A 23,166-nucleotide genomic window follows, 5' to 3' on the forward strand; every position below is an offset into this window, starting at 1 on the left:
ATAATGCATGTTGGCATTGGGTATATTGATAATATGGCTTCCAATGGTCATGACATAGCACACCGGTAAAGTGCGGTAAAATACCGGCCTCATCCATCGCTATTTTTCCTCTTTTTTCATGAGGATAAAAATAAGTCCACCAAGTCGTTGATGCACCATGAAGCCATCGCCGTTTACCGCCGATATTAATGCCAGTCTCATCAACATGCAAAGTTTGATGCGGGCTTTGTAATGCCGCTTTGATGATACCTTCTGCGCCCGATGACTTTACCAGTGCCGCTGCTTGTTCATTAAAGTTAAATAAACTGCCGGCACTGATCGGAATACCTAGTTGGTCACTAAAGTATTCTTCAATGCGGTTATAAGGGAGTAATTGATATTGTGATAAGTAAACCGCATGGGCTTTCACACCAACACCATATTGAATAGGACCGTTAACACCTTGGGGGAATTCACCAACAAACCGCTTCCCTTGCTCATTCTCAAGGATTTGAGCCTGGTATTCGGTCACCACTTTACTGATATCTATATCGACGACTTGTCGCTTTTGAAAACCCACCTCACGATAGTGACCTTTAGGTAAAAAATCTCGGTCAACTAAAATGACTTGTACCTCATCAGGTGTTTCTGTTTGAGTCAGCGTTTTACCTACTCGGCCTTTTTGTCCGCCAGNGAATGCTACTATTTTGACTATTAAGTCCTAATTTACTAGCTAGCATAACAACGACAACAAAAATGAGTTCAATAGACATCTTCAACGCTGGCGAGAGTGTTTTATCTTCTTGTAACTGAGTTTTAGTTTGCTCAACTATTTCAGTGATATTTATGCTGTTTAAATTCATTAAAGCTAGAGCGATAGGGTAATAGCTCTAGCTTGGCATACTGGCAGGATCAGTCAATAGCTAAAAAAGATCCTTAGAAAATAATTTGTCTTGGTGAATAGTTACCTAATTATTAAGCTGCAGTAAATCCCATTTTGTACCATATAGGTCTTCAAAAACCACTACGGTGCCATAGGGTTCTACTCTAGGCTCTTCGTTAAATGTAACACCTTTAGAAAGCATTAAATTATAATCTCGCCAGAAATCATTAGTATGCAAAAATAAAAACACGCGACCACCCGTTTGATTACCAATAGCGCTAATTTGTTTGGGCGTTGTGGCTTTAGCAAGCAGTAGATTAGTCCTGCTCGAATTAGCTCTGTTTGAACAAGCCCCGTTTGAATTTGGAGGTGAAATTAATACCCAGCGTTTACCATCTCCTAAATCAGTATCCTCGACTAACTCAAAGTTGAGCTTTTGAGTATAAAACTCAATGGCATCGTCGTAGTCCTTAACAACTAATGCAATGCCGCTTATATGCTGTTGAACGTTAGTCATGTTTGGTTTACTCCGTACTATTAAATAAATGTACTTTTTATCATATTTAGTAAACGATCAAGTAGGGTATATGCTCGCAGTATGTAGCTTATTTATAGGTATAAATTAAACAGTAACAATCTGGTTTATAATAAAAAGCAAAACCCAGCCGAGGCTGGGTTTACTTTAAGTCGAGTTTTAGCGTTAAATGCATAAAATGTTTATCTGTGTAATTCGCCAGTACGTTCTGGTTGATAGGTTACTTCTTTTATTTTTACCTTTATTAAGCCGCCACTCGGTTTAGGCCACTCAATTTCATCGCCTTGGTTTAGCCCAAGTAATGCGCTACCAACGGGGGATAATATCGATATTTTATCGCCGCTAGAGTCACTGTTTTTTGGGTACACTAAGGTTAACGTAAATTCTTCTTTAGAAGACTCAACAATAAAGTTTACAGTTGAGTTCATTGTTACAACTGACGATGGCATATCTTTAGGTTCGACTATTGTCGCTCGTGCCAGTTCAGCTTCCAATTCTTCTTTATTAGTAAAGCTACCTGCAGGCAATGATTCCATTAAGTCATACAATCTATCTGCATCGAGTGATGAGATGATTAGTTCAGGTTTTTTATTCATCTTAATATCCTTAATAATTTTTAATAAATAAAATTAACTCTGAGTATGGCTTGGCATGCATTTAAGAAGCAAAGGGATACGCGAAGTCATTTTATTAATTAGCCACACCTGTGGCTTTTACTTTATTTGTGCCCAATAGCTAAAAACCCAGCCGAAGCTGGGTTTTTATTTGAGCTAGGTGTTTAGGGGATGATTACATCATGCCGCCCATTCCACCCATGCCGCCCATATCAGGTGCACCAGCAGATTCGTCTTTAGGGATTTCAGCTACCATTGCTTCAGTAGTGATCATTAGACCCGCAATAGACCCTGCAAACTGTAGCGCAGAGCGTGTTACTTTAGTAGGATCTAGGATACCCATTTCAATCATGTCGTTGTATTCGCCAGTTGCTGCGTTGTAACCGTAGTTACCATCGCCGCCTTTAACTGCGTTAATTACAACTGATGCTTCGTCGCCTGCGTTAGTTACGATTTGACGAAGTGGTGCTTCCATCGCACGAAGTGCAACTTTAATACCGTGGTTTTGATCTTCGTTGTCGCCAACTAAATCAACTAGCTTGCTAGCAGCACGTACAAGTGCAACACCGCCGCCAGGTACTACGCCTTCTTCAACCGCTGCACGAGTTGCATTTAATGCATCTTCAACGCGGTCTTTTTTCTCTTTCATTTCGATTTCAGTAGCAGCACCTACTTTGATTACTGCAACACCGCCAGCTAATTTAGCCATGCGCTCTTGAAGTTTTTCTTTATCGTAGTCAGATGTAGCTTCTTCAATTTGTGCTTTAATTTGAGAAACACGACCAGTAATACTCGCTTCTTCGCCAGCACCGTCAATGATAGTTGTATCATCTTTAGTGATAATTACGCGTTTAGCTGTACCTAAGTCTTCAACTGTTGCTTTTTCAAGCTCTAAGCCGATTTCTTCAGAAATAACAGTACCGCCAGTTAAAACAGCAATATCTTGTAGCATTGCTTTACGACGATCGCCAAAGCCAGGTGCTTTAACAGCTGATACTTTAACAATACCGCGCATGTTATTAACTACTAATGTAGCTAGTGCTTCGCCTTCAAGGTCTTCTGCAATGATTAGTAGTGGTTTACTTGCTTTAGCAACCGCTTCTAATGTTGGCAATAATTCGCGGATGTTAGATATTTTTTTATCTACAAGTAGAATAAATGGGTTATCTAGCTCAACAGTGCCTTTTTCTGGGCTGTTGATAAAGTAAGGAGATAAGTAACCACGGTCAAACTGCATGCCTTCAACAACATCTAGTTCGTTTTCAAGTGATTGACCTTCTTCTACAGTAATAACACCACTGTTGCGGCCTACTTTTTCCATTGCTTGAGCAATGATATTACCAATCTCTTGATCAGAGTTAGCTGAAATAGTACCTACTTGTGCAATTGCTTTAGTATCAGAACAAGGAACAGATAACGCTTTAAGCTCTGCAACAGCAGCAATAACTGCTTTGTCGATGCCGCGCTTAAGATCCATTGGATTCATGCCTGCTGCAACAGCTTTAAGGCCTTCATTAACAATAGACTGTGCAAGTACTGTAGCGGTAGTTGTACCATCGCCGGCTGCATCATTTGCTTTAGATGCAACTTCTTTAACCATTTGTGCGCCCATGTTTTCAAACTTGTCTTCAAGTTCGATTTCTTTTGCTACAGATACACCATCTTTAGTGATAACTGGAGAGCCAAATGATTTGTCTAGTACAACGTTACGGCCTTTAGGACCTAATGTAACTTTTACTGCGTTTGCCAGGATGTTTACGCCAGTTAGCATTTTAGCGCGTGCGTCACCTGCAAAAAGTACTTCTTTTGCTGCCATGTTTTAAATTCCTCTAAATTCTTAAATGTTTATAAACGAAAAGTAGGTTTAGCCTACAATGCCTAAAATATTATCTTCACGCATGATCAGGTACTCTTGACCTTCGATCTTTTCAACTTTTTCAACATATGAGCCAAATAACACAGTGTCACCGGCTTTAACTTCTAACGCTCTCACATCACCGTTATCTAAAACGCGACCATTACCTACGGCTACAACTTCTCCGCGAGTTGATTTTTCAGCTGCAGAGCCAGTTAATACAATACCGCCAGCAGATTTTGTTTCTTCTTCTAGACGTTTAACGATTACGCGATCTTGTAAAGGACGAATGTTCATGTTTTTTAGTTCTCCTAACAGTTTCTGAACAGTACAGAAAAAAGCTTTTCTAATTTGCATTCATTAATGGGGGTAGAGTGTAAAATTCCAAGAGAAAAAATGATAAATTTTTAATCTTTTCGCTCATATTCGCCATCAATAGTCGTTGGTCGTTCCATTTGCCCTTGCTCTCGTTCAGCATGTTGCTGCCCAGCAAACGGCGATGGCCCTTGTTGCCTACCTGCGCTCATTCTAACAGTTGCTTGGCTAGCAAGGCCTGCGGCCAGTTTGTTACGAATTGCAGGCGTTAATAATAGTAACCCAAACACGTCGGTCATAATGCCAGGAGTAAGTAATAATACCCCTGCAATTACAACGCATATTCCGGTAAATAATTCTTTGGCTGGCATTTGCCCTTGCGCCATTTGCGCTTGTACGTTTTGCAGCGCACCCATACCTTGTGTTTTAACCATTTTGGCACCTAAAATCGCGGTAATAACAACAAGTGCAATTGTTGCAAATCCGCCAATCACATCGCTTACTTGAATCAGTAAGGCGATTTCGATAATAGGGATGATGATAAACAACACAAATAAAAATCTAAACATAGCGCTCTCTAAATAATGACACTCAAAAGAGTTGATGAAATATAAATGAGGGTGACTAGGTCTCTTTTCAAGGTTAGGGCATAGGTATAGTCATTTTACTGATATTTAAGCGTCTACACATTGTATCGGCTATCAGATACTATGAAGCTAGACACTGTCCAATAAGAATAGGTTCATAATGACTACGCATTTTAAAATGATTTTTACGACCTGCAAAGATGAAGCAGAAGCACGCAGCCTAGCAAGGGCGTTGGTAGAAAAAAAGCTAGCAGCTTGTGTAAATATTTTACCTAACATGGGCTCTATTTATATGTGGGAAGGCGAAGTAGCAGAAGCAACTGAAGCCAAGCTACTTATAAAAACAAAAGCAGATAAAATGAACGATGTATTTTTAACAATAAAAGATCTACATAGCTACGAAGTGCCGGAGATTCAGGTTGTAGAAGTTTCAACTGGTAATTTGGCGTATTTTAATTGGATGGACGAGGTACTGAATTAATGCGTTTTTTCTTTTTATTGTTGGTTACATTATTAACCGTACCCGTAAAGGCTGCGACTAATAATGTGCTTGGTGATCTACTTGGGCCTCCGCAACAGACTTTTTTACCTGTAGACCAAGCGTTTGTTTTTGATTTTGACCAACAAGGCAGTACCTTGTTTGTAGGTTGGGATATAGCACCAGACTATTATTTATATAAAAAGAAAATAGAAATTATCGCCAAAGGTGCAAACATTCAAGTAGGCGACACTGGCAGTGGCGAAATTATTGAAGATGAATTTTTTGGTAAAACAGAGGTTTTTTTTAATTCCGCGAGTGTTATTAGTAAGCTAAGTAATGTAACCGAAAGCGCCGTGGTTAAAGTTCGTTACCAAGGCTGTGCAAAAGCAGGGCTTTGCTATCCACCAGAAGTAATTAGCATCCCACTTAGTGTTATTAGTGGCGCACAGATTAAAAATGTAGACCAAAATAACACTACAGATGAAGCAGCAACTGCGCAAAGTACATTTGCAGCACTTAACGAGCCAGCTACTGAACCTACAACAAATTCTGATGATACCGAAAAAGAGCTTACTTTTACTGAGCAATTAGCAAGTCAGGGCTTAATAACTAATTTACTTATATTTTTTGTTGTTGGTGTAGGCCTTGCTTTTACGCCCTGCGTATTCCCTATGTTTCCTATTTTGTCGAGCTTAATTGCGGGTCAGCAAAACCTTTCAACTAAAAAAGCGTTTGCGTTGTCGTTTGTATATATACAAGGTATGGCAGTTACCTATGCAGCACTTGGTTTAGTTGTTGCGGCGCTTGGTGGGCAAGTGCAGGGGTATTTACAGCATCCATTTGTATTAGTTAGCTTTAGTTTACTATTTGTATTATTGGCTATGTCGATGTTTGGTTGGTACGAAATAAAACTGCCAAGCAGTATGATGAGCAAGCTAACTCAGGTAAGTAATAACCAAAAAGGCGGCAACTACGTTGGCGTATTTTTAATGGGCGTACTGTCGGGGTTAATTGCATCACCGTGTACTACTGCGCCACTGTCGGCTGCGCTGTTATTTGTAGCGCAAAGTGGTGATTACTTAGTGGGTGGTTTAACGCTATACGTGCTTAGTTTAGGTATGGGGTTACCACTTTTATTACTTGGTACATCTGGCGGTAAATTGCTGCCTAAAGCAGGTGGTTGGATGGAGCAAGTTAAAACTTTGTTTGGCTTTGTAATGCTTGTTGTGCCGCTTATATTACTTGAGCGACTAGTAAGCGCCGACATTATATTATTAATGGCAGGTGTGCTTGCATTAGCAACGGCACTTTACCTACATCACTGGCAAAGTAGCCAAACACAAAGCAAGTTAAAAACTGCATTATGGTTTGCTGCAACGCTATTAGTTATGACAGGGTTTACGTTAACTAAAAACTACTTTTGGCCAGTACAAGCTGTGCAAGTTAGCTTACAAAGTAATGAGTTTAAAAAGGTGGCGGATTTAGCTGAGCTAAAAGAAGCCGTAGCGCAAGCGAGTAATGAAGGTCGAATGGTTATGGTCGACTTATATGCTGACTGGTGTGTGGCGTGTAAAGAGTTTGAGCATTACACGTTTCCAGATGCCAAAGTGCAAAGTGAATTTAGCCATTATCAGCTAATTCAAGTTGATTTAACAAACAGTGACAATAAAACAATTGAGTTAATGGAAGAGTACACCGTGTTTGGTTTACCTAGTATTTTGTTTTTTAACACCCAAGGTAAAGAGCTAACTACACAACGTGTAACCGGCTTTTTAAACGCAGAAGATTTTGCTACACACCTTGCTACAGTGCGCGCCAGCGCACAATAATAGTGCAATAGAGCCACTTGGATATAGCAAGTGGCTTACGACTCCCTCCTAGTTATCCGTTCCCAAAACAGAGATTGGACCAGTATTTTGCTGCTATTTACATCGAAATCACTATAATAGTTGGTTAACGTGAGAATTTGTTGCTACATTACTTTTTTCTGCTTACTTAAAAGCGAAAAACTACTTAGCAACCGCTTAACTCATTACTTATAGGATATATCGCGTATTATGGCTGCAAAATTTAACCTTTTAGTTATAAATGGTCCAAATTTGAACATGCTTGGCAAACGTGAACCGGATAAATACGGTTTTCAAACGCTAAGTGAAATTATGAGCGAACTAACCAGTGCCGCTGATAGTCTAGATGTTGAGTTAGCACATTTTCAAAGTAATAGTGAGCAAGCCCTCATTGATCGAATACACAGTGCTTGGCAAACGGTTGATTACATAATAATTAACCCTGCTGCATTTACGCATACAAGCGTTGCATTACGTGATGCATTGCTAAGTGTTGATATTCCGTTTTTTGAAGTGCACTTAAGTAATGTGCACGCACGTGAAGCCTTTCGTCATCATTCGTATTTTTCTGATGTGGCACAAGGCGTGATATGTGGATTAGGTGCAATGGGTTACCACGCAGCATTAAATGCCGCTGTGAGCCGGTTGAAAAACTCGATTTAATTTTAAATTAACACACAAACAAACAGGCGGGTCGTGTAATGGATATTCGCAAGATAAAGAAGCTTATCGAATTAGTAGAAGAATCAGGTATTGCTGAGCTAGAAATCACTGAAGGTGAAGAATCAGTACGTATTAACCGTAACAACATGAGCGCAGGCCCTGGTTACCCGCAATTTGCTCCACAGCAATATGCACCGGCGCCAGCAGCCCCAGCTCCAGTTGCAGCAGCTCCTGTAGCAGTTGAAGCAGCAGCTCCAGCAGAACCTACTGGCCATCAAGTTAAATCACCAATGGTTGGATCTTTCTATGCAGCAGCGTCTCCTGAAGCTCCAGCGTATGTAGAAGTTGGTCAGCAAGTTAAAGTTGGCGATACGCTTTGTATTATCGAAGCTATGAAAATGATGAACCAAATTGAGTCAGATAAAGCCGGTACAGTAAGAGCTATCTTAGCTGAAAATGGCGAGCCAATAGAATTTGATCAACCTCTATTCATCATTGAATAATAGCGTAACCTAAAAGGCCAACTCTAATGTTAGATAAAGTAGTCATTGCAAACCGAGGTGAAATTGCACTTCGTATATTGCGCGCCTGCAAAGAGCTTGGGATCAAAACGGTTGCTGTGCATTCAACGGCGGATCGCGATCTTAAGCATGTATTGCTTGCAGATGAAACCATCTGTATTGGTAGACCATCAGCAACTGAAAGTTATTTAGATATCCCGCGCATTATTGCTGCGGCTGAAATAACTGACGCTGTAGCGATTCATCCAGGTTACGGTTTCCTTGCAGAAAACGCTGATTTTGCCGACCAAGTTGAGCAAAGTGGTTTTGTATTTATTGGTCCAAAAGGTGACACTATTCGCCTTATGGGTGATAAAGTTTCTGCTATTTCAGCAATGCGTAAAGCAGGCGTTCCATGTGTACCAGGGTCTGATGGTCCGGTATCAGATGATAAAGAACGTAACATGCAAATCGCTAAACGAATCGGTTACCCGGTAATCATCAAAGCCGCTGGTGGCGGTGGTGGTCGTGGTATGCGTGTTGTTCGTAGCGAATCTGAACTTATTGATTCAATTGCATTAACACAGCAAGAAGCTAAGCAGTTCTTTGGTAATAGCATGGTTTACATGGAGAAATTCCTTGAAAACCCACGCCATATCGAAGTTCAAGTATTAGCAGATGGCCAAGGTAATGCAGTACATTTAGGTGAACGTGATTGTTCTATGCAACGTCGTCACCAAAAAGTAGTTGAAGAAGCACCAGCGCCAGGTATTACTGCAGAAACACGTAAATTTATTGGTGAACGCTGTACACGTGCATGTATCGAAATCGGTTACCGCGGTGCAGGTACGTTTGAGTTTTTATACGAAAACGGCGAGTTTTACTTCATCGAAATGAATACACGTATTCAGGTTGAACACCCTGTAACTGAAATGGTTACTGGTATTGATTTAATCAAAGAGCAGTTAAAAATTGCTGCGGGTCAGCCATTATCATTCACGCAAGACGACGTTGTTATTCGTGGTCATGCTATTGAGTGTCGTATTAATGCTGAAGACCCTGAAACGTTTATCCCTTCACCGGGTAAAATTACACGTTTCCATCCTGCTGGTGGCTTAGGTATTCGTTGGGACAGCCATATTTACGCTGACTATACGGTTCCACCACATTACGATTCAATGATTGGTAAGTTAATCACTTACGGTGAAAATCGTGACGTAGCTATTGCCCGCGCGCGCAATGCACTTAACGAGCTAGTAATTGACGGAATTAAAACTAATACTCCTTTGCATAAGAGAATTCTTGCAGATGAAAACTTCCAAAATGGTGGTACTAACATCCACTATCTTGAGAAGAAATTAGGATTGTAATTCTAGCCTGTAAAAAGGCGTTTTATCTTAGTTAATAACCCGAGTTATTAAGCTGATTTAAATAATTAAAAATCCGATATCAGGAGACTGATATCGGATTTTTTAATGCCTGTAATTTAAGTTTTATAGACAATAAAAAAGTCCATAAAATATACTGCAAAGAGTAAATTCGATGGACTCAATATTTATATAATATGTTGAACTAACATTACACTAATTTAGATTCAATTAACTGTAGTGCTTCTTCTAAAATTGTTTCTACTGCTTTTTTAGCGCGCTCAGGGTCGCGTGACTTTATGGTCTCTAAAATATCAGCGTGCTTAGCAACATCTGCGCCCGGTACACCTTTAATGTGGTTTGTATAACGAATACTTACTCTAAGGGCTGTACTAATAAACTCAGTTAACTGCACAAAAAAGCGATTGTTACTGGCCACTAATATGCTGGTATGAAAAGCAATGTCGGCTTCTAGTGGGTCGTCTAAGCCTTCGTCTGCTTCAGCCATACGGGCTAAGGCACTATCTATATCAGCGAGTTGTTCAGCAGTTGCATTTAGTGCTGCAAGAGCGGCCGCTTGTGGTTCAAGGGCTACGCGTACTTGAGTAAACTCTTTTAATAACGACAGTGATGGTTTGCTGCTTAAAATCCAACGTAGTACGTCGGTATCAAACATGTTCCAGCTACTTTCAGGTAATACACGAATACCTTGCTTAGGACGCGATGAAATTAATCCTTTAGCAGAGAGCATTTTTACCGCTTCGCGGGTAGCGCTGCGACTTACATCATACTTTATACATAAATCGGCTTCAGAAGGCAGGCCTTCGCTTACAGGGTAAACACCACGCACAATAGCAAAACCCAAATCGTGGGTTAATTGTTGTGTTAAATTTTGACGGGGTTGGCTTTTCATTGCGCAGGATTCCGAGTTGATATATTGCTTTATTATATATCATATATCATATTAATGTACTTAAGGATATGATATAAACTTTTAATTAGTTAAATATTTTAGCACAGCAATAACAACTTAGTTTGGCTCTTTATAATGTAAATGTAAGTTTATAAAGGGTTTAATTAAAATTGAAAATGCGCTGTATGGAGAGTTGAATTTGAACACCCTAGCTCAATATCATAGTCTTTCTGGTAAAGTTATTTTTATTACAGGCGGTGCATCAGGCATTGGTAGAGCAATGGTTAAATCCTTTGTAAACCAAAATGCAAAAGTAGCATTTATAGATATTGATGATAAGGCAGCGCAATCGCTTATTCGTGATTTACCCAATGCAAAACTATGGTATAGGCAAGTTGATGTAACTGACTCTCATGCACTTCAGCAATCACTTGTGGATGCATGCGCCGCTTTTGGTGCCATTAATGTACTAGTTAATAATGTAGCGAACGACCGCCGCCAAGCGAGCGAAGACGTTACAGTGCAAGACTGGGATCAGTGCTTACAAATAAACTTAAACCCTGCATTTTTTGCCTCTCAAGTTGCTATGTCTTTTATGAAAGGCGATGGAGCCGGCAGTATCATTAATTTTAGCTCTATTAACGCGATTATGGGCCAGCCACAAATGGCAGGCTATGTAACCGCAAAAGCAGGGCTAATTGGTATGACTAAGGCATTGGCTCGCGATTACGGCGAGTTTGGTATTCGCGTTAACGCTATTTTACCAGGGTGGGTGGCTACCGACCGTCAACTAGCAAGCTGGTTTACCGAAGAAGAGCAAGTTAAGTGGATGGAAGCCATGGCACTTAAAAAATTAGTAACTCCTGAAGATGTTGCTAATTTGGCACTCTTTTTAGCCGCCGATGAAAGCAGTATGATCACCGGGCAAAGTATTAAAATTGACGGTGGGAGGCTTTAAAGCTTGGCTACTTCATCTCTTTTTATTGCTGTTGACTGGGGCACGAGCCATTTACGCGCTTATTTGTGCGAAGTACGAGCGCAATCAACACTTAAACTATTAGCACAACGTGATGGCCCTGGTGTTATTAAGGCAAATCAAAATTTTGAGCAAACCCTAATCGACACCATTGCGGTGTGGAAGCAAGAATATGGCAGCTTACCTATATATATTGCAGGACAAATTACCTCAAGCATCGGCTGGCACGAAACGCCTTATTTAGAATGCCCAATTAATCCCGAAGGGTTACTTAATGCTGCTGTTAGCTTTGATTGCGATGGACATATTACTAAAGCGTTACCTGGCACAAAGTGTACGCTGCAAAATGGCTTGTTTGATGTAATGCGCGGCGAAGAGCTGCAAATTTTAGGGTTTTTAAAGCAAAACCCACAGTATCAACAAGGTAAAATATTACTCTGTTTGCCTGGCACACATACCAAATGGGTGCTTATAAACAATGGCGAAATCATTTGCTTTAAAACAGCCATGACCGGTGAGTTATATGATTTGTTATGTCATCAAAGTGTTTTAATTCCTAACGACTGCGCAGAAGGTGAGTTTGACTTTAAAGCATTTGAGCAAGGCTGTGAGCTAACTTTAGGTAGTGATAGCGGTAACTTGGCACATGGTATTTTTAGTGTGCGTACCCGCCAGCTTTCAAAGGAGTTAACGCCAGTACAAGCTAAAGCCTATTTGTCGGGTGTATTAATTGGCAGCGATGTACGAGCAGCTCGCCACGCTAGTGAATGGCAATTATTAAGTGATACGCAAGTTGTGGTGATTGGCACAAAGCAGCTGAATAAGTGTTTTACTACGGCGCTTAACCAAATAGGTGTGAAGTGTGTTGAGTTTGATATTAAAACAGCGACGCTTAGCGGCTTTAATTATTTATTTAATTTAGAGTCAAAAAAATAAACCCCTTTATAACGGTTAAATTAAAAAGGGGTTAACAGGAAGCTATTATTACTTGATAGTTAAGCGTTTTTAGCTGCTTGGTTATGCTCAATATAATCATTAAGCGCAGCAACTTGCGCCTCATTAAAACGTAGTCCTAATTTACTGCGGCGCCATAAAATATTGTATGCGTTTTCTGCCCACTCTTCATTTAGCAAGTAATCTACTTCTGCTGCAAATAAACCATGGCCAAAATCTTGGCCTAAATCACTCAGGCCAGTTGCACTACCTAAAATATGTTTAGCACGAGTACCATAAGTGCGTACAAAGCGTTTAAGTGTTATTTCAGGTAGCCATTCGTATTTTGCTTTTAGCTCTGATTTAAGTGCTTCTACAGAGCTAAAATCACCACCAGGGAGCGGACTATGTTTGGTCCACGCTTTGCTCATTTGCGGATAAAAATCTTCAAGCTTATTAACCGCAGCTTCGGCAAGTTTGCGATAAGTTGTAATTTTTCCGCCAAACACACTCAGTAGAGGTGTTTGCTTAGCATCACTCGAAAGCTCTAATTTATAATCGCGAGTAACGGCTTGTGCATTAACTGATTCGTCATCAAGTAATGGGCGTACACCAGAAAAGGTATGTACTATGTCTTCGCGTTTAATCGGTTGTTTAAAGTAGGTATTAGTAATATCAATTAAGTAATCAATTTCTTCATCACTAATTTTAACGTCTTGTGCTTCACCTTTGTGTTCTACATCGGTTGTGCCAATAAGTGAGAAGTCATCTTCAAACGGAATAACAAACACAATACGCTGATCTTTATTTTGTAAAATATAAGCTTGTTTTTCGTCGTGAATGCGAGGCACTACAATGTGGCTACCTTTTACAAGGCGAATATTTTGTGGTGATTTTTCTGTTAGAGCTTCGTCAAATAATTTAGCAACCCAAGGACCCGCAGCATTAACAATCCCTTTGGCAGAAATGGTGTATTTAGCTTTGCTCTTTTGCTGCTCAAGCGTTACCTGCCATTTACCTTGCTCACGTTTAGCATTTACACACTTAGTTTGCGTGGTAATAACAGCACCTTTTTGTTGCGCTGCTAGGGCGTTTAAAACGACTAGGCGAGAATCATCAACCCAGCCATCTGAGTACTCAAAACCTTTAGTAATAGAGGGTTCTAAAACGCTATTTTCACCAAATTTAATGCTTCGAGAACCCGCTAGTGTTTCGCGTTTTGCTAGGTTGTCATACATAAACAAGCCAATACGAATCATCCACGCAGGGCGCAGGTGTTTTTGATGCGGCAATCTAAAGGTTAGCGGCCACATAATATGAGGTGCGTTTTTAAGTAGCACTTCTCGCTCTGCTAGCGCTTCTTTTACTAATCTAAATTCGTAATGCTCAAGGTAGCGCAGACCGCCGTGGATCAGCTTAGAACTGTTTGAAGATGTTGCACAGGCAAGGTCTGATTGTTCGCACAATAGAACTTTTAACCCTCTGCCAGCTGCATCAGCTGCTATTCCAGTGCCGTTTACACCGCCACCGATGACTAGTAAGTCATATTCGTTATCTGCTAATTCCACCGAGCTAACCTTTTTATTTGTAATATAAATAAGACATAAACATCATAAAGCTGCTGTTTTCATTTGACAATAGAAAACCCAGATTTTCATTCGTTAATTTTGACGCCAATCCATTTTCAATTTTAAGCAGTAAAGCATGCCTTTTAAATCTAGCATTTAGCTAAGTTAAAAAAGCAAAGTGGCTAAAGTATTAGCCTTAGCCACTTAGTATTTACTGCGGGCAGTTTTTATTCGTTAAGCAGACTTGGGCTACGCAGTGCTGCCATTTTGCGTATAGATCGTTACGCTCGTCGGCACTCATGGTGGGCTCAAAGCGACGGTCGCATGTCCACATTTTAGATAACTGTTCAGTCGACTCGTACACACCTGCTTGCAAGCCCGCTAAATAAGCGACCCCTAAAGAAGTGGTTTCGGTCACTGTTGGTCGCTCAACTGTTGCACCTAAAATGTTTGATAAAAAGGTCATAACCCAATTATTTTTTACCATACCGCCATCTACACGAAGCACACTTGGGCGAAGGCCATCACGCTCCATCGCTTTTTGTAAATCTTTGGTCTGGTAACCAACTGATTGCAAAGCAGCCGCAACAATAGTGCTAATACCAGAGTCGCGTGTTAGCCCTAAAATAGCGCCACGCGCATTAGGGTCCCAGTAAGGAGCGCCTAAACCCGTAAACGAAGGCACTAAAAATACACCATGATCGAGCGGTACATCTTTAACCATCGACTCACTTTCGCCAGCATGGCTAAGTAGCTTTAAGCCTTCAACAATCCACTGCATAGTTGCGCCAGCCATAAATATACTGCCTTCAATGGCGTAAGTTGGCTTGCCGTTTAATCTGTAGGCAACAGTGGTCAATAAGCGGTTTTCTGAGGTCAGTGCTTTTTCGCCAGTGTTAAGCATTAAAAAACAGCCAGTACCGTAAGTACTTTTAGCCATGCCTTGTTCAAAACATGCGTGTCCTACAAGCGCAGCTTGTTGATCGCCTGCAATACCACAAACACGAATTGGCGCGCCAAAAATATCAGCGCTGGTTGAACCAAACTCGTCAGCAGAATCCATTACTTCTGGCAGCATAGATTCTGGAATATCGAATAACTCTAAAAGCTCTTGATCCCACTGCTGGGTATGAATATTAAATAACATGGTGCGCGATGCATTGGTTGCATCTGTGCGGTGCTCTTTGCCGCCTGTTAGCTGCCAAAGTAGGTAAGTGTCAACCGTACCGAAGGCGAGCTCACCTGCAAGGGCCTGTTCGCGTGCGCCTTCAACGTTATCTAAAATCCAACGAATTTTAGTGGCCGAAAAATAAGGGTCGAGCAATAAGCCTGTTTTATCGCTTATCGTTTGGCAAAGCTCATCAGTTGTTAGGCTTTCGCAATAGTCACTGGTGCGACGGTCTTGCCATACAATAGCGTTATAAATTGTTTTGCCTGTTTTTTTGTCCCACACCAAAGTGGTTTCGCGCTGATTGGTGATACCAATGGCAATAATTTCTTCAGGCTTTACATCGTTTTTAGTTAACACTTCGCGACTAGTGCTAAGCACTGTTTGCCAAATATCGTTAGGGTCGTGTTCTACCCAACCATTTTGTGGAAAATGCTGCGAAAATTCTTGTTGTGCTGTACCAAAAACGTCTGCATCTTTTGTAAACAAGATGGCCCGAGAGCTTGTGGTTCCTTGATCAATTGAGAGTATGTATTTGGACATGATATTTGTGTTATTTATCTTATCTTATATATGACTAGATTGCCTTTAACCGAAGTTAATGGCAATGGTTTTTTCTTAAAATAGCAGATTAAAAAATAAACACGCCAATATTTGCTGGTAACTCTTTTATATAAAAGGCGTTTTATTTTTGCATTATTTTAAGGGCGTATGCGGCTATTGATTAAAACAACCGCTTAAAGCTTATTATTACTTGGTGTGAGGTTTAGCTTGTTGCCAATCCATACCGGTAGAAAAGCGATTATCAAACCCGCGCCACTGTGGCAGCGGCTTACCATCAACAACAGCTTGGTCGCCGTTTTGTGGTAAATCTAAGTATTTACACTCGCTGGCTATGCCTTTTACGTGGCAATCCATCATGGCAAGTACAAAGTGTTTGTTGGTCTCGTTTAGTGTGCGCATAGACCACGAAGGCTCATAGTAATGGCCTATATCTAGCTCACTGCTGCTTTGTGCAATAGCAGGGGCTGGGTGTGGTGCTATATTATGGCGTGCATTTTTGTAAGTAAGCATGTACTTATCTTTGCTGCCTGTTTGTTCATAAAGACTTTTAATGCCTTCATAGCCTGAAATGTCATCTAAGTTACCGGCTACATAAAGCGAAGGTACTTTAATATTTTCCATTGCTTTGGCATCAAATATAGCGTGCTGTCCGCCCCATGGTGCAAAGGCCACCATCGCTTTTATACGAGGGTCTATTTTTGGGTTTTGGTATTGTCCACCAGCGCAGCTGTTTAGTAATTGCTGTACTTTTTTAATTTGAGCTGGGTCTTTCATACCCGTAAACATAGCCGTAGTTTGCTCATTAAAAGCGTAACAACCACCTATCGTATTTACCGCGCCATAGCCACCCATTGAGTAACCAATTACACCTGCGCTTTTGTTATCTACCTGCTTGCTGGCAAAGTTGTTTTGCTCATTAAAGTAATTAATTACAAACTGCTGATCGCGTGAGCGATTTATAAGCGTGCTAAAAAAGCCAGAAAACGGTGCGTTTTCAAAATCAACATCGGCATTGGTTGAGTCAGTATGGTCAATAGCTACCACAATGTAACCGTGCGACGCTAAATGCTCGCCAAGGTAGTACATAATTGTACGGTAACCGGTATAACCGTGCGAAAGCACTATCACAGGGTAGTGCTCTTTATTATTAATGGCGACATCACGCATTGCATCGGCTTGCAAAGTAAACTCTTTACCTGAGCGAGTTTCATCTGTGTAGCTGCTAAGTGGCGCTTTTGCTGTATTTGCAGCCGGATACCACACCTCTACTTTTAAAGGACGATCTTTTTGACCTTGTGTAGCGGGGTCAAATTGCGCAGGGTTAACTAAATCAAGTGTTTGCACACCTACATTGTAGCTACCTTTAGCTGCAAGCTCTGGCAGTACTTCGCTAGTGATTGGCGGGTATAGCTGCTCTGGTTTATTAGATTCAGCAACAGCTACACTGGCAGATAAACTGCACGTTGCAAGTAATATGGCTTTTGAAAGCGCCTTGAGTGTGTGTGTCATTGTGTGTCCTTGTTGTGTATTTTTATTTTTTAATTTGTCAGTTCAGCCGACTCGACGACATTGCTATATTGCAGCAGCCACTGTGCTCGCAAGGTATCCATTATGTTCATAACTCGTAAGCTAGTACTGAGGGGCAACACGCTGCTTTGGGTTTGTTTTTGTAATATACACTGCGTTACATGTGCAATTTCAAACTTAAAGTTTTCATCGTCACTAAAGTTGTATTCAAAGTACTGAGGGTCTTGGTCTTTTATGTGTAGCTCTAGCGTTTGTGCACCTACAAACTGAGGTATTCGAATATAGCCAAGCTCACCATTAATACATGCTTCTGTTGGGCCATTTTGCTGCAGTGCGCTGGCAAGAGATGCAAATTGCCCGTTACCGTAATCAACTATAGCAGTGCTTCGCTCATCAACGCCGGTTGTGCTTTTATGTACAAAGGAGTTGATGTGTTCAGGTGCTTTATTAAATACCACATCAGCAATCGAAATAGGATAAATACCTAAATCGAGCAGGGCGCCACCCGCTGTTACAGGGTTCATTAATCGGTGAGTGTCGGCAAAGCTGCCAGGTAAACTAAAGTTGGCATTAACACTGTGCACATTACCAATAACACCTTCACTTAGGAGCTGTTGTAATTTTACTATGGCTGGTAAAAACCGCATCCAAACGCCTTCCATTAAAAAGCAGTTTTGTTGCTTGGCAAGCTCAGTGAGACTTTGCAACTGCTTAGCATTAACGGTGATTGGTTTTTCGCTTAGCACGTGCTTATTGTGTTTTAAGCATTGGGCTATCGTTTTAAAGTGTTGATCGTGGGTATTGGCAATATAAATAGCATCTATATTTGGGCATTGCATAAGAGCTTGATAGCTTTCATAGCCTTGAATATTGTACGGTGTGGCAAATTCTTTAGCGCGCTGTATACTCGTTGATGCCGCGCCAGTAAGCTGTGCATCACTGCAATGCGCAATGCTTGTAGCAAAGGTGTGAGCTATATTGCCACACCCAATAATTCCCCAATTAACCTTTGCCATGCTTATTCCTTAAGTTTATTTAAAAAGACGTAATTTGTAATCCTGAACCCGCTGAACATACGTAAATATCAGCATTTAAATTAAAGCGTTCAAAGTAATGCTTTTCTACCGCTGCTTTAATTAGTGGTACTTCCGCATCACGACATAAACATACAATTGCGCCACCAAAACCACCCCCTGTCATACGAACTGCGCCACGCTCGCCCATCGCTTCTTTACAAATTTCTACTAAGCCATCGGTTGCAGGTACGGTTACTTCAAAGTCGTGTTTAAGTGATTGATGCGATGCTGCCATTAGCGTGCGAAGTGCATCCATATCGTTATTTTGTAGTGCAGTAGTTGCTGCAATTACACGGTCGTTTTCGCTAATTACGTGGTGTGCACGTTTATATTCGTTTTCGCTTAATGTCGCTTTTACTGCTTGCAGGCCAGCCATGGTGGCTTGGCGAAGTGTTTCTACACCCATTTTTACAGCAGCTAGTTCGCAGTCAATACGGCGCTGGTTGTATTCGCTATCAACCAACTTACGCGGGTAGTTTGAATTAACAATAACAATATTTAAATCATCAGGAACTTTAACTGATTTAGTTGCGAGGTTTTCACAGTCGATTAATAGTGCATGACCGTTCTCGCCTTTAGCTGAAATAAGCTGATCCATAATGCCGCATTGGCAATGCATAAAGTCGTTTTCGGCTTCTTGGCCAAATAGCGCAATTTGCTCTGGCGGTAAACCAAGCTGTGCAATATGGTTAAACATACCGCCTACAGCAACTTCTAGTGCGGCCGATGACGACAAGCCACTACCTTGCGGTAAGTTACTGTCAATAAGTAGGTCGGCGCCACGCAGTGTGTAGCCCGCTCTTTTAAGAACATAAGTCACAGCACGAATGTAATTACCCCATTGCGACTGGCCTTCAGTGATTTCTTCATCAACGCTAAAGCTGTCTTTTTCGCCTGGGTAATTTAAAGAATGCACAGTAATAATATTGTCGTCGCGCTCTTTAAACATTACTTGGGTACGAAACTCTAACGAACACGGTAAAACAAAACCGTCGTTGTAGTCGGTAAATTCGCCAATGAGGTTTACACGCCCCGGTGCTGCTGCAATACCTTGAGCAGGCGCGCCATACAGTGACAAAAATTGTTGTTGGAATTCGTTAAGCTTCATCTGTGTGTCCTGCTGTATCTTTATAGTGTGTTGTACTGGCTGCTTTTAAAATAGAAGCAGCGGTTTCTGCGCTTAAATCGCGTTGGCTTTCGCCTAGCATTTCGTAGCCTACCATGTGTTTTTTAACAGTAGCAGAGCGAAGTAGCGGCGGATAAAAATGTGCATGTAAGCGCCAATGTTGCTCATCAGAGCCTCTGTTAGCGGGTGCATTGTGCCACCCCATAGAATACGGGAAGCTGCAATTAAATACGTTGTCGTACTTAGTGGTTAATACTTTAAGTGCCTGTGCTAAAGCGTCTGTTTGCGCATCGTTTAACTGGCTAAAGTTTTGAATATTATCTTTAGTTACTAGCATTGTTTCAAACGGCCACGCTGCCCAAAATGGCACCACAACAAGCCAATGTTCGTTTTCAAATACAACACGTGTTTGATCCGCTTGCTCTTTTTGTGCGTAATCGGCAAGCATAGCTGTGCCATGCTTTTTATAATAAGCAAGCTGCTGGGTATCTTCGGCTTCTATTTCGGTTGATAAATGCGAGTGAGCCCATACTTGGCCGTGAGGATGAGGTTGCGAACAACCCATGATCTCGCCTTTATTTTCAAAAACTTGTACACATTCGTACTGCTGTGCAAGCTCTGTGTAATTTTGTTTCCAGGTTTTTACTACTTCGTGCAATGCATCGTGCTCAAGCTCTGGAAGTGTTTTATTATGCTCTGGAGAAAAACAAATTACGCGGCATTCGCCACTGGCTTCGTCGGCAATAAATAAATCGCTGTCTGATTCTAAGCTTTGTAATTGCTCGCTGGCATTAGGTGTTAATGCGCCAAAGTCATTTCTAAATACGTGTGTGTATTTGTAATCAGGGTTACTGTCGCCATTTGCACGGGTATTGCTTGGGCAAAGTGGGCAGCTTTCATCATGTTTTGGTAATACGTTTTCATTAACGGCTTCTGTTGCGCCTAACCATGGACGGTTATTACGATGTGGTGACACTAATACCCAACGACCCGTTAGCGGATTTTTACGTCTGTGAGTACTTTCTAATAAAGCCATATTAACTCTCCAACCCACTTGGGTAATTAGTTTGCCAGCGCCATGTGTCGTTTGTCATGTCGCTAAGTGTTAGTTCTGCGTGCCAGTTAAGTGTGTTTTGCGCTTTTGTGGCATCGGCGTAGTTACAGGCAATATCACCTGCTCGGCGCGGTGCAATCTTATACGGAATATCTTTATTGGCTGATGCGCTAAATGCTTTGATCATATCAAGCACAGAATAACCTTGCCCTGTGCCTAGGTTGTAAGCATGAAAGGCGGTATCTGTTTTATGCTGCATAAATGCCGCAACATGACCTTTCGCTAAATCTAAAACATGAATATAGTCGCGCACGCCTGTGCCATCTTCGGTGTCGTAGTCGTCACCAAAAATATTGACCACGTCACGTTTACCTACTGCAGTTTGAGCAATAAAGGGCATTAAGTTATTAGGAATACCATTAGGGCTTTCACCTAATAAACCACTTGGGTGTGCACCTACAGGGTTAAAGTAACGAAGCGCAATACCCATAAATTGACTGTTGGCATTACATACGTCTTGCATGGCTTGTTCAACCATGACTTTAGTCCAACCATAAGGGTTCGTTGCGCGTATAGGGTGCTTTTCGTCAATAGGGAGGTAGTCTGGCTCGCCGTATACTGTAGCCGATGAGCTAAATATAATATGGTTAACGCCTTCATCTTGCATGTTTTGTAGCATGCTTAATGTGCCCGACACGTTATTTTGATAATAACGCAGCGGTTGCTCGGTAGATTCGCCAACGGCTTTTAAAGCCGCAAAGTGAAAAACAGCTTCGGCTTTAGTGTGTTTTAGAGCGAGCTTAAACTGTTGATCGTCTTGTATGTCGCCCAAAATAAACTCAAACCGAGTACCCGTAATCTTTTCGAGTTGGTCAAGTACCCGCGCACTTGCATTAGACAAGTTATCATAAATAACAGGCGTAACACCTGCTTCATGCAATGCAATACATGTGTGGCTACCTATGTAACCCATGCCGCCAGTAACTAAAACTTTCATGTTATTTCTCGAAAAGTGTATTTATATGATAAATACTACTATTAAGGTGATTTAAAAACAATAGTTATGATTGCTGAGTAATTCAAATAAAAGCATAAAAAACATTCAGCTTAAACACTCATCTTCCTCTTAAAGGAATGCTTTTATATTAACTAACTTAGGCTTAGCTTTATCAATTAATTCTATAAACTGATTCAACTATTGGCCTAATTATCAGCAGTAAGTCGGGGTGCTAATATAGCGAAAATAAAGTAAGGAGAGATCAACATGAACAAAACAATTTTACTTACCGGCGCAACCGATGGCATTGGGCTAGAAACTGCAAAGATATTATTAGCACAAGGTCACACCGTATTATTACATGGCCGCAGCCAAGCAAAGCTCAATGCGCTACAAGTAGCTTTAACCGAGCAATACCCAAATGCAAGTACACATACTTATATTGCTGATTTAAGCGATATGAGCCAAGTTCAAACTTTGGCAAAAAATGTATTAGCCGATTTGGCCGAAAATAATAACCAGCTTGACGTACTTATTAATAACGCAGGCGTTTATCAATTAGTTGATGCTACAACAATTGACGGCCTTGATGCTCGCTTTGTTGTAAACACGATTGCGCCATATCTTCTTACAAAACTATTATTACCTGTTCTTGGTCATGATTCGCGAGTGGTTAATGTGTCATCAGCTGCGCAATCAAGCGTTAACTTAAATGCACTTATGGTTAACACTGAACTTTCTGATAGTGCGGCTTATGCACAAAGTAAATTGGCTATTACTATGTGGTCGCGTCATTTAGGGCTTGAGCTTAAAGATACTGGGCCATTAGTTGTATCGGTAAACCCTAAATCGTTACTGGGAAGCAAAATGGTAAAAGACGCTTACGGTATAGATGGTGGGGATTTAAAAATTGGCGCAGATATTTTTTGTCGCGCAGCGCTTAGTGATGAATTTAAAGATGCCGCAGGCCTGTATTTTGATAACGATACAGGACACTTCGCGCCTCCTCATGTTGATGCACTTAATAATGCTAAAAATCAACAACTAGTAGATACGTTAGACAGTATTTTAGCACAGCTTAAATTAGGTAAAGCATAATGAAAAATCATGTTACCTGGACAGTACAAGGCCAAATTAAAGAAGGTAAATACGATGAGTTTTTACTGGTAATGGCACGATTAGTTACTTTGGCTAAAAGTGAAGCGGGCACTTTAATGTATGAGCGGACAGTAAGTGAAGACAAGCGCAATGTACATATTTACGAGCGTTACCAAGATGAAGATGCTGCTAAAGCGCATCTTGCTGGTTGGGGCGAAAGTGGCCCACTATTTTTAAGCGTAGTTGATATGGATAAAGTAACGGTATTTACTCAATTATCAGAAGAGTTTGCACAAGCCTTTGCAGGTCCAAGCAGTGTATTTATGAAACCTGTGGGTGGCTTTGTAAAGTTTTAGAGAAAATACCCATTGTTGATCTAAAGAGCTCACCTCATCAGTGAGCTCTTTTTAGTGGCATTACTAGGTAGTGTTTAGAAATCTGTGTCATTTCAGTATTATTAAGAAAACAGGAGTGACACATGACTCAATCTTTCGATTTCAACAAAGCATTAGCTGAACTTCAGGCTGGTAAAGGTCTTAC

At 41.0% G+C, this 23,166-nt stretch carries 23 protein-coding genes; 9 read left to right on the forward strand and 14 right to left on the reverse strand.

Features of this window, described 5'->3' with window-relative positions:
* The 6 genes from I6F10_RS17875 to I6F10_RS17900 form a co-directional block, all read right to left on the reverse strand.
* A partial coding sequence (locus I6F10_RS17875; RefSeq protein ID WP_197099206.1) for an IS66 family transposase occupies positions 1-511 on the reverse strand: 511 nt, incomplete at its 3' end.
* 436 nt (positions 512-947) lie between these two features.
* Positions 948-1,379, reverse strand: coding sequence for a VOC family protein (locus I6F10_RS17880; protein ID WP_024606507.1), 432 nt, complete (start codon positions 1,377-1,379; stop codon positions 948-950).
* A 200-nt stretch (positions 1,380-1,579) separates the two neighbouring features.
* Positions 1,580-1,993, reverse strand: a complete 414-nt coding sequence (rnk, locus tag I6F10_RS17885; protein WP_165743913.1) for a nucleoside diphosphate kinase regulator — start codon at positions 1,991-1,993, stop codon at positions 1,580-1,582.
* Positions 1,994-2,186: 193 nt separating this feature from the next.
* Positions 2,187-3,827 (reverse strand): chaperonin GroEL, encoded by a 1,641-nt coding sequence (gene groL / locus I6F10_RS17890; RefSeq protein WP_165743914.1) that lies wholly within the window; start codon positions 3,825-3,827, stop codon positions 2,187-2,189.
* A 48-nt stretch (positions 3,828-3,875) separates the two neighbouring features.
* Positions 3,876-4,163: a co-chaperone GroES gene (locus tag I6F10_RS17895; protein WP_002958836.1), complete on the reverse strand. Its 288-nt coding sequence runs from the start codon at positions 4,161-4,163 to the stop codon at positions 3,876-3,878.
* 110 nt (positions 4,164-4,273) lie between these two features.
* Positions 4,274-4,750, reverse strand: coding sequence for an FxsA family protein (locus tag I6F10_RS17900; RefSeq protein WP_002958838.1), 477 nt, complete (start codon positions 4,748-4,750; stop codon positions 4,274-4,276).
* A gap of 178 nt (positions 4,751-4,928) precedes the next feature.
* Here I6F10_RS17900 and cutA point away from each other — a divergent pair, with 178 nt between their 5' ends.
* From cutA to accC, 5 genes are all read left to right on the forward strand, one after another.
* Positions 4,929-5,249, forward strand: coding sequence for a divalent-cation tolerance protein CutA (gene cutA / locus I6F10_RS17905; protein WP_149601987.1), 321 nt, complete (start codon positions 4,929-4,931; stop codon positions 5,247-5,249).
* A complete protein-coding gene (locus I6F10_RS17910) occupies positions 5,249-7,078 on the forward strand; it encodes a protein-disulfide reductase DsbD (protein ID WP_165743915.1) in 1,830 nt (609 codons plus the stop codon). Before cutA ends, I6F10_RS17910 begins: the two co-directional genes overlap by 1 nt.
* 228 nt (positions 7,079-7,306) lie before the next feature.
* A complete protein-coding gene (gene aroQ, locus I6F10_RS17915; protein ID WP_165743916.1) occupies positions 7,307-7,759 on the forward strand; it encodes a type II 3-dehydroquinate dehydratase in 453 nt (150 codons plus the stop codon).
* Between the two features lie 38 nt (positions 7,760-7,797).
* Positions 7,798-8,262 (forward strand): acetyl-CoA carboxylase biotin carboxyl carrier protein, encoded by a 465-nt coding sequence (gene accB, locus I6F10_RS17920; RefSeq protein WP_002958842.1) that lies wholly within the window; start codon positions 7,798-7,800, stop codon positions 8,260-8,262.
* Positions 8,263-8,288: 26 nt separating this feature from the next.
* Positions 8,289-9,629 (forward strand): acetyl-CoA carboxylase biotin carboxylase subunit, encoded by a 1,341-nt coding sequence (gene accC, locus I6F10_RS17925; RefSeq protein ID WP_002958843.1) that lies wholly within the window; start codon positions 8,289-8,291, stop codon positions 9,627-9,629.
* Positions 9,630-9,837: 208 nt separating this feature from the next.
* Here accC and I6F10_RS17930 read toward each other — a convergent pair whose 3' ends face one another.
* Positions 9,838-10,539, reverse strand: a complete 702-nt coding sequence (locus I6F10_RS17930; RefSeq protein WP_024596672.1) for a FadR/GntR family transcriptional regulator — start codon at positions 10,537-10,539, stop codon at positions 9,838-9,840.
* Positions 10,540-10,738: 199 nt separating this feature from the next.
* Between I6F10_RS17930 and I6F10_RS17935 the strand changes: the two genes are divergently transcribed.
* Positions 10,739-11,497 (forward strand): SDR family NAD(P)-dependent oxidoreductase, encoded by a 759-nt coding sequence (locus tag I6F10_RS17935; RefSeq protein WP_002958845.1) that lies wholly within the window; start codon positions 10,739-10,741, stop codon positions 11,495-11,497.
* Positions 11,498-11,500: 3 nt separating this feature from the next.
* Positions 11,501-12,451 (forward strand): 2-dehydro-3-deoxygalactonokinase, encoded by a 951-nt coding sequence (locus tag I6F10_RS17940; RefSeq protein WP_165743917.1) that lies wholly within the window; start codon positions 11,501-11,503, stop codon positions 12,449-12,451.
* 59 nt (positions 12,452-12,510) lie between these two features.
* Here I6F10_RS17940 and glpD read toward each other — a convergent pair whose 3' ends face one another.
* The 7 genes from glpD to galE all read right to left on the reverse strand — a co-directional run bounded on the left by glpD (position 12,511) and on the right by galE (position 21,528).
* Positions 12,511-14,016, reverse strand: a complete 1,506-nt coding sequence (gene glpD / locus I6F10_RS17945; protein WP_165743918.1) for a glycerol-3-phosphate dehydrogenase — start codon at positions 14,014-14,016, stop codon at positions 12,511-12,513.
* Between the two features lie 211 nt (positions 14,017-14,227).
* Positions 14,228-15,727, reverse strand: a complete 1,500-nt coding sequence (gene glpK / locus I6F10_RS17950) for a glycerol kinase GlpK (RefSeq protein WP_165743919.1) — start codon at positions 15,725-15,727, stop codon at positions 14,228-14,230.
* A 207-nt stretch (positions 15,728-15,934) separates the two neighbouring features.
* On the reverse strand, positions 15,935-17,257 hold the full coding sequence (locus I6F10_RS17955; protein ID WP_197099207.1) for an alpha/beta hydrolase family protein: 1,323 nt from the start codon (positions 17,255-17,257) through the stop codon (positions 15,935-15,937).
* Positions 17,258-17,286: 29 nt separating this feature from the next.
* Positions 17,287-18,291, reverse strand: coding sequence for a Gfo/Idh/MocA family protein (locus tag I6F10_RS17960; RefSeq protein WP_165743921.1), 1,005 nt, complete (start codon positions 18,289-18,291; stop codon positions 17,287-17,289).
* 19 nt (positions 18,292-18,310) lie between these two features.
* On the reverse strand, positions 18,311-19,459 hold the full coding sequence (galK, locus tag I6F10_RS17965) for a galactokinase (RefSeq protein ID WP_165743922.1): 1,149 nt from the start codon (positions 19,457-19,459) through the stop codon (positions 18,311-18,313).
* Positions 19,449-20,513 (reverse strand): UDP-glucose--hexose-1-phosphate uridylyltransferase, encoded by a 1,065-nt coding sequence (locus tag I6F10_RS17970; protein ID WP_165743923.1) that lies wholly within the window; start codon positions 20,511-20,513, stop codon positions 19,449-19,451. The genes galK and I6F10_RS17970 overlap by 11 nt, the downstream gene beginning before the upstream one ends.
* Before the next feature lies 1 nt (position 20,514).
* Positions 20,515-21,528 carry a UDP-glucose 4-epimerase GalE gene (galE, locus tag I6F10_RS17975; RefSeq protein ID WP_197099208.1) on the reverse strand — a complete coding sequence of 338 codons (1,014 nt, stop codon included), beginning with the start codon at positions 21,526-21,528 and terminating at the stop codon, positions 20,515-20,517.
* A 267-nt stretch (positions 21,529-21,795) separates the two neighbouring features.
* Here galE and I6F10_RS17980 point away from each other — a divergent pair, with 267 nt between their 5' ends.
* A complete protein-coding gene (locus I6F10_RS17980; protein ID WP_165743925.1) occupies positions 21,796-22,626 on the forward strand; it encodes an SDR family NAD(P)-dependent oxidoreductase in 831 nt (276 codons plus the stop codon).
* Positions 22,626-22,982: a putative quinol monooxygenase gene (locus tag I6F10_RS17985; protein ID WP_165743926.1), complete on the forward strand. Its 357-nt coding sequence runs from the start codon at positions 22,626-22,628 to the stop codon at positions 22,980-22,982. Before I6F10_RS17980 ends, I6F10_RS17985 begins: the two co-directional genes overlap by 1 nt.
* The last annotated feature ends 184 nt before the right edge of the window (positions 22,983-23,166 follow it).

It is taken from the genome of Pseudoalteromonas sp. SWYJZ98, from assembly GCF_015864495.1.
GTDB classification, from domain to species: Bacteria; Pseudomonadota; Gammaproteobacteria; order Enterobacterales; family Alteromonadaceae; genus Pseudoalteromonas; species Pseudoalteromonas distincta.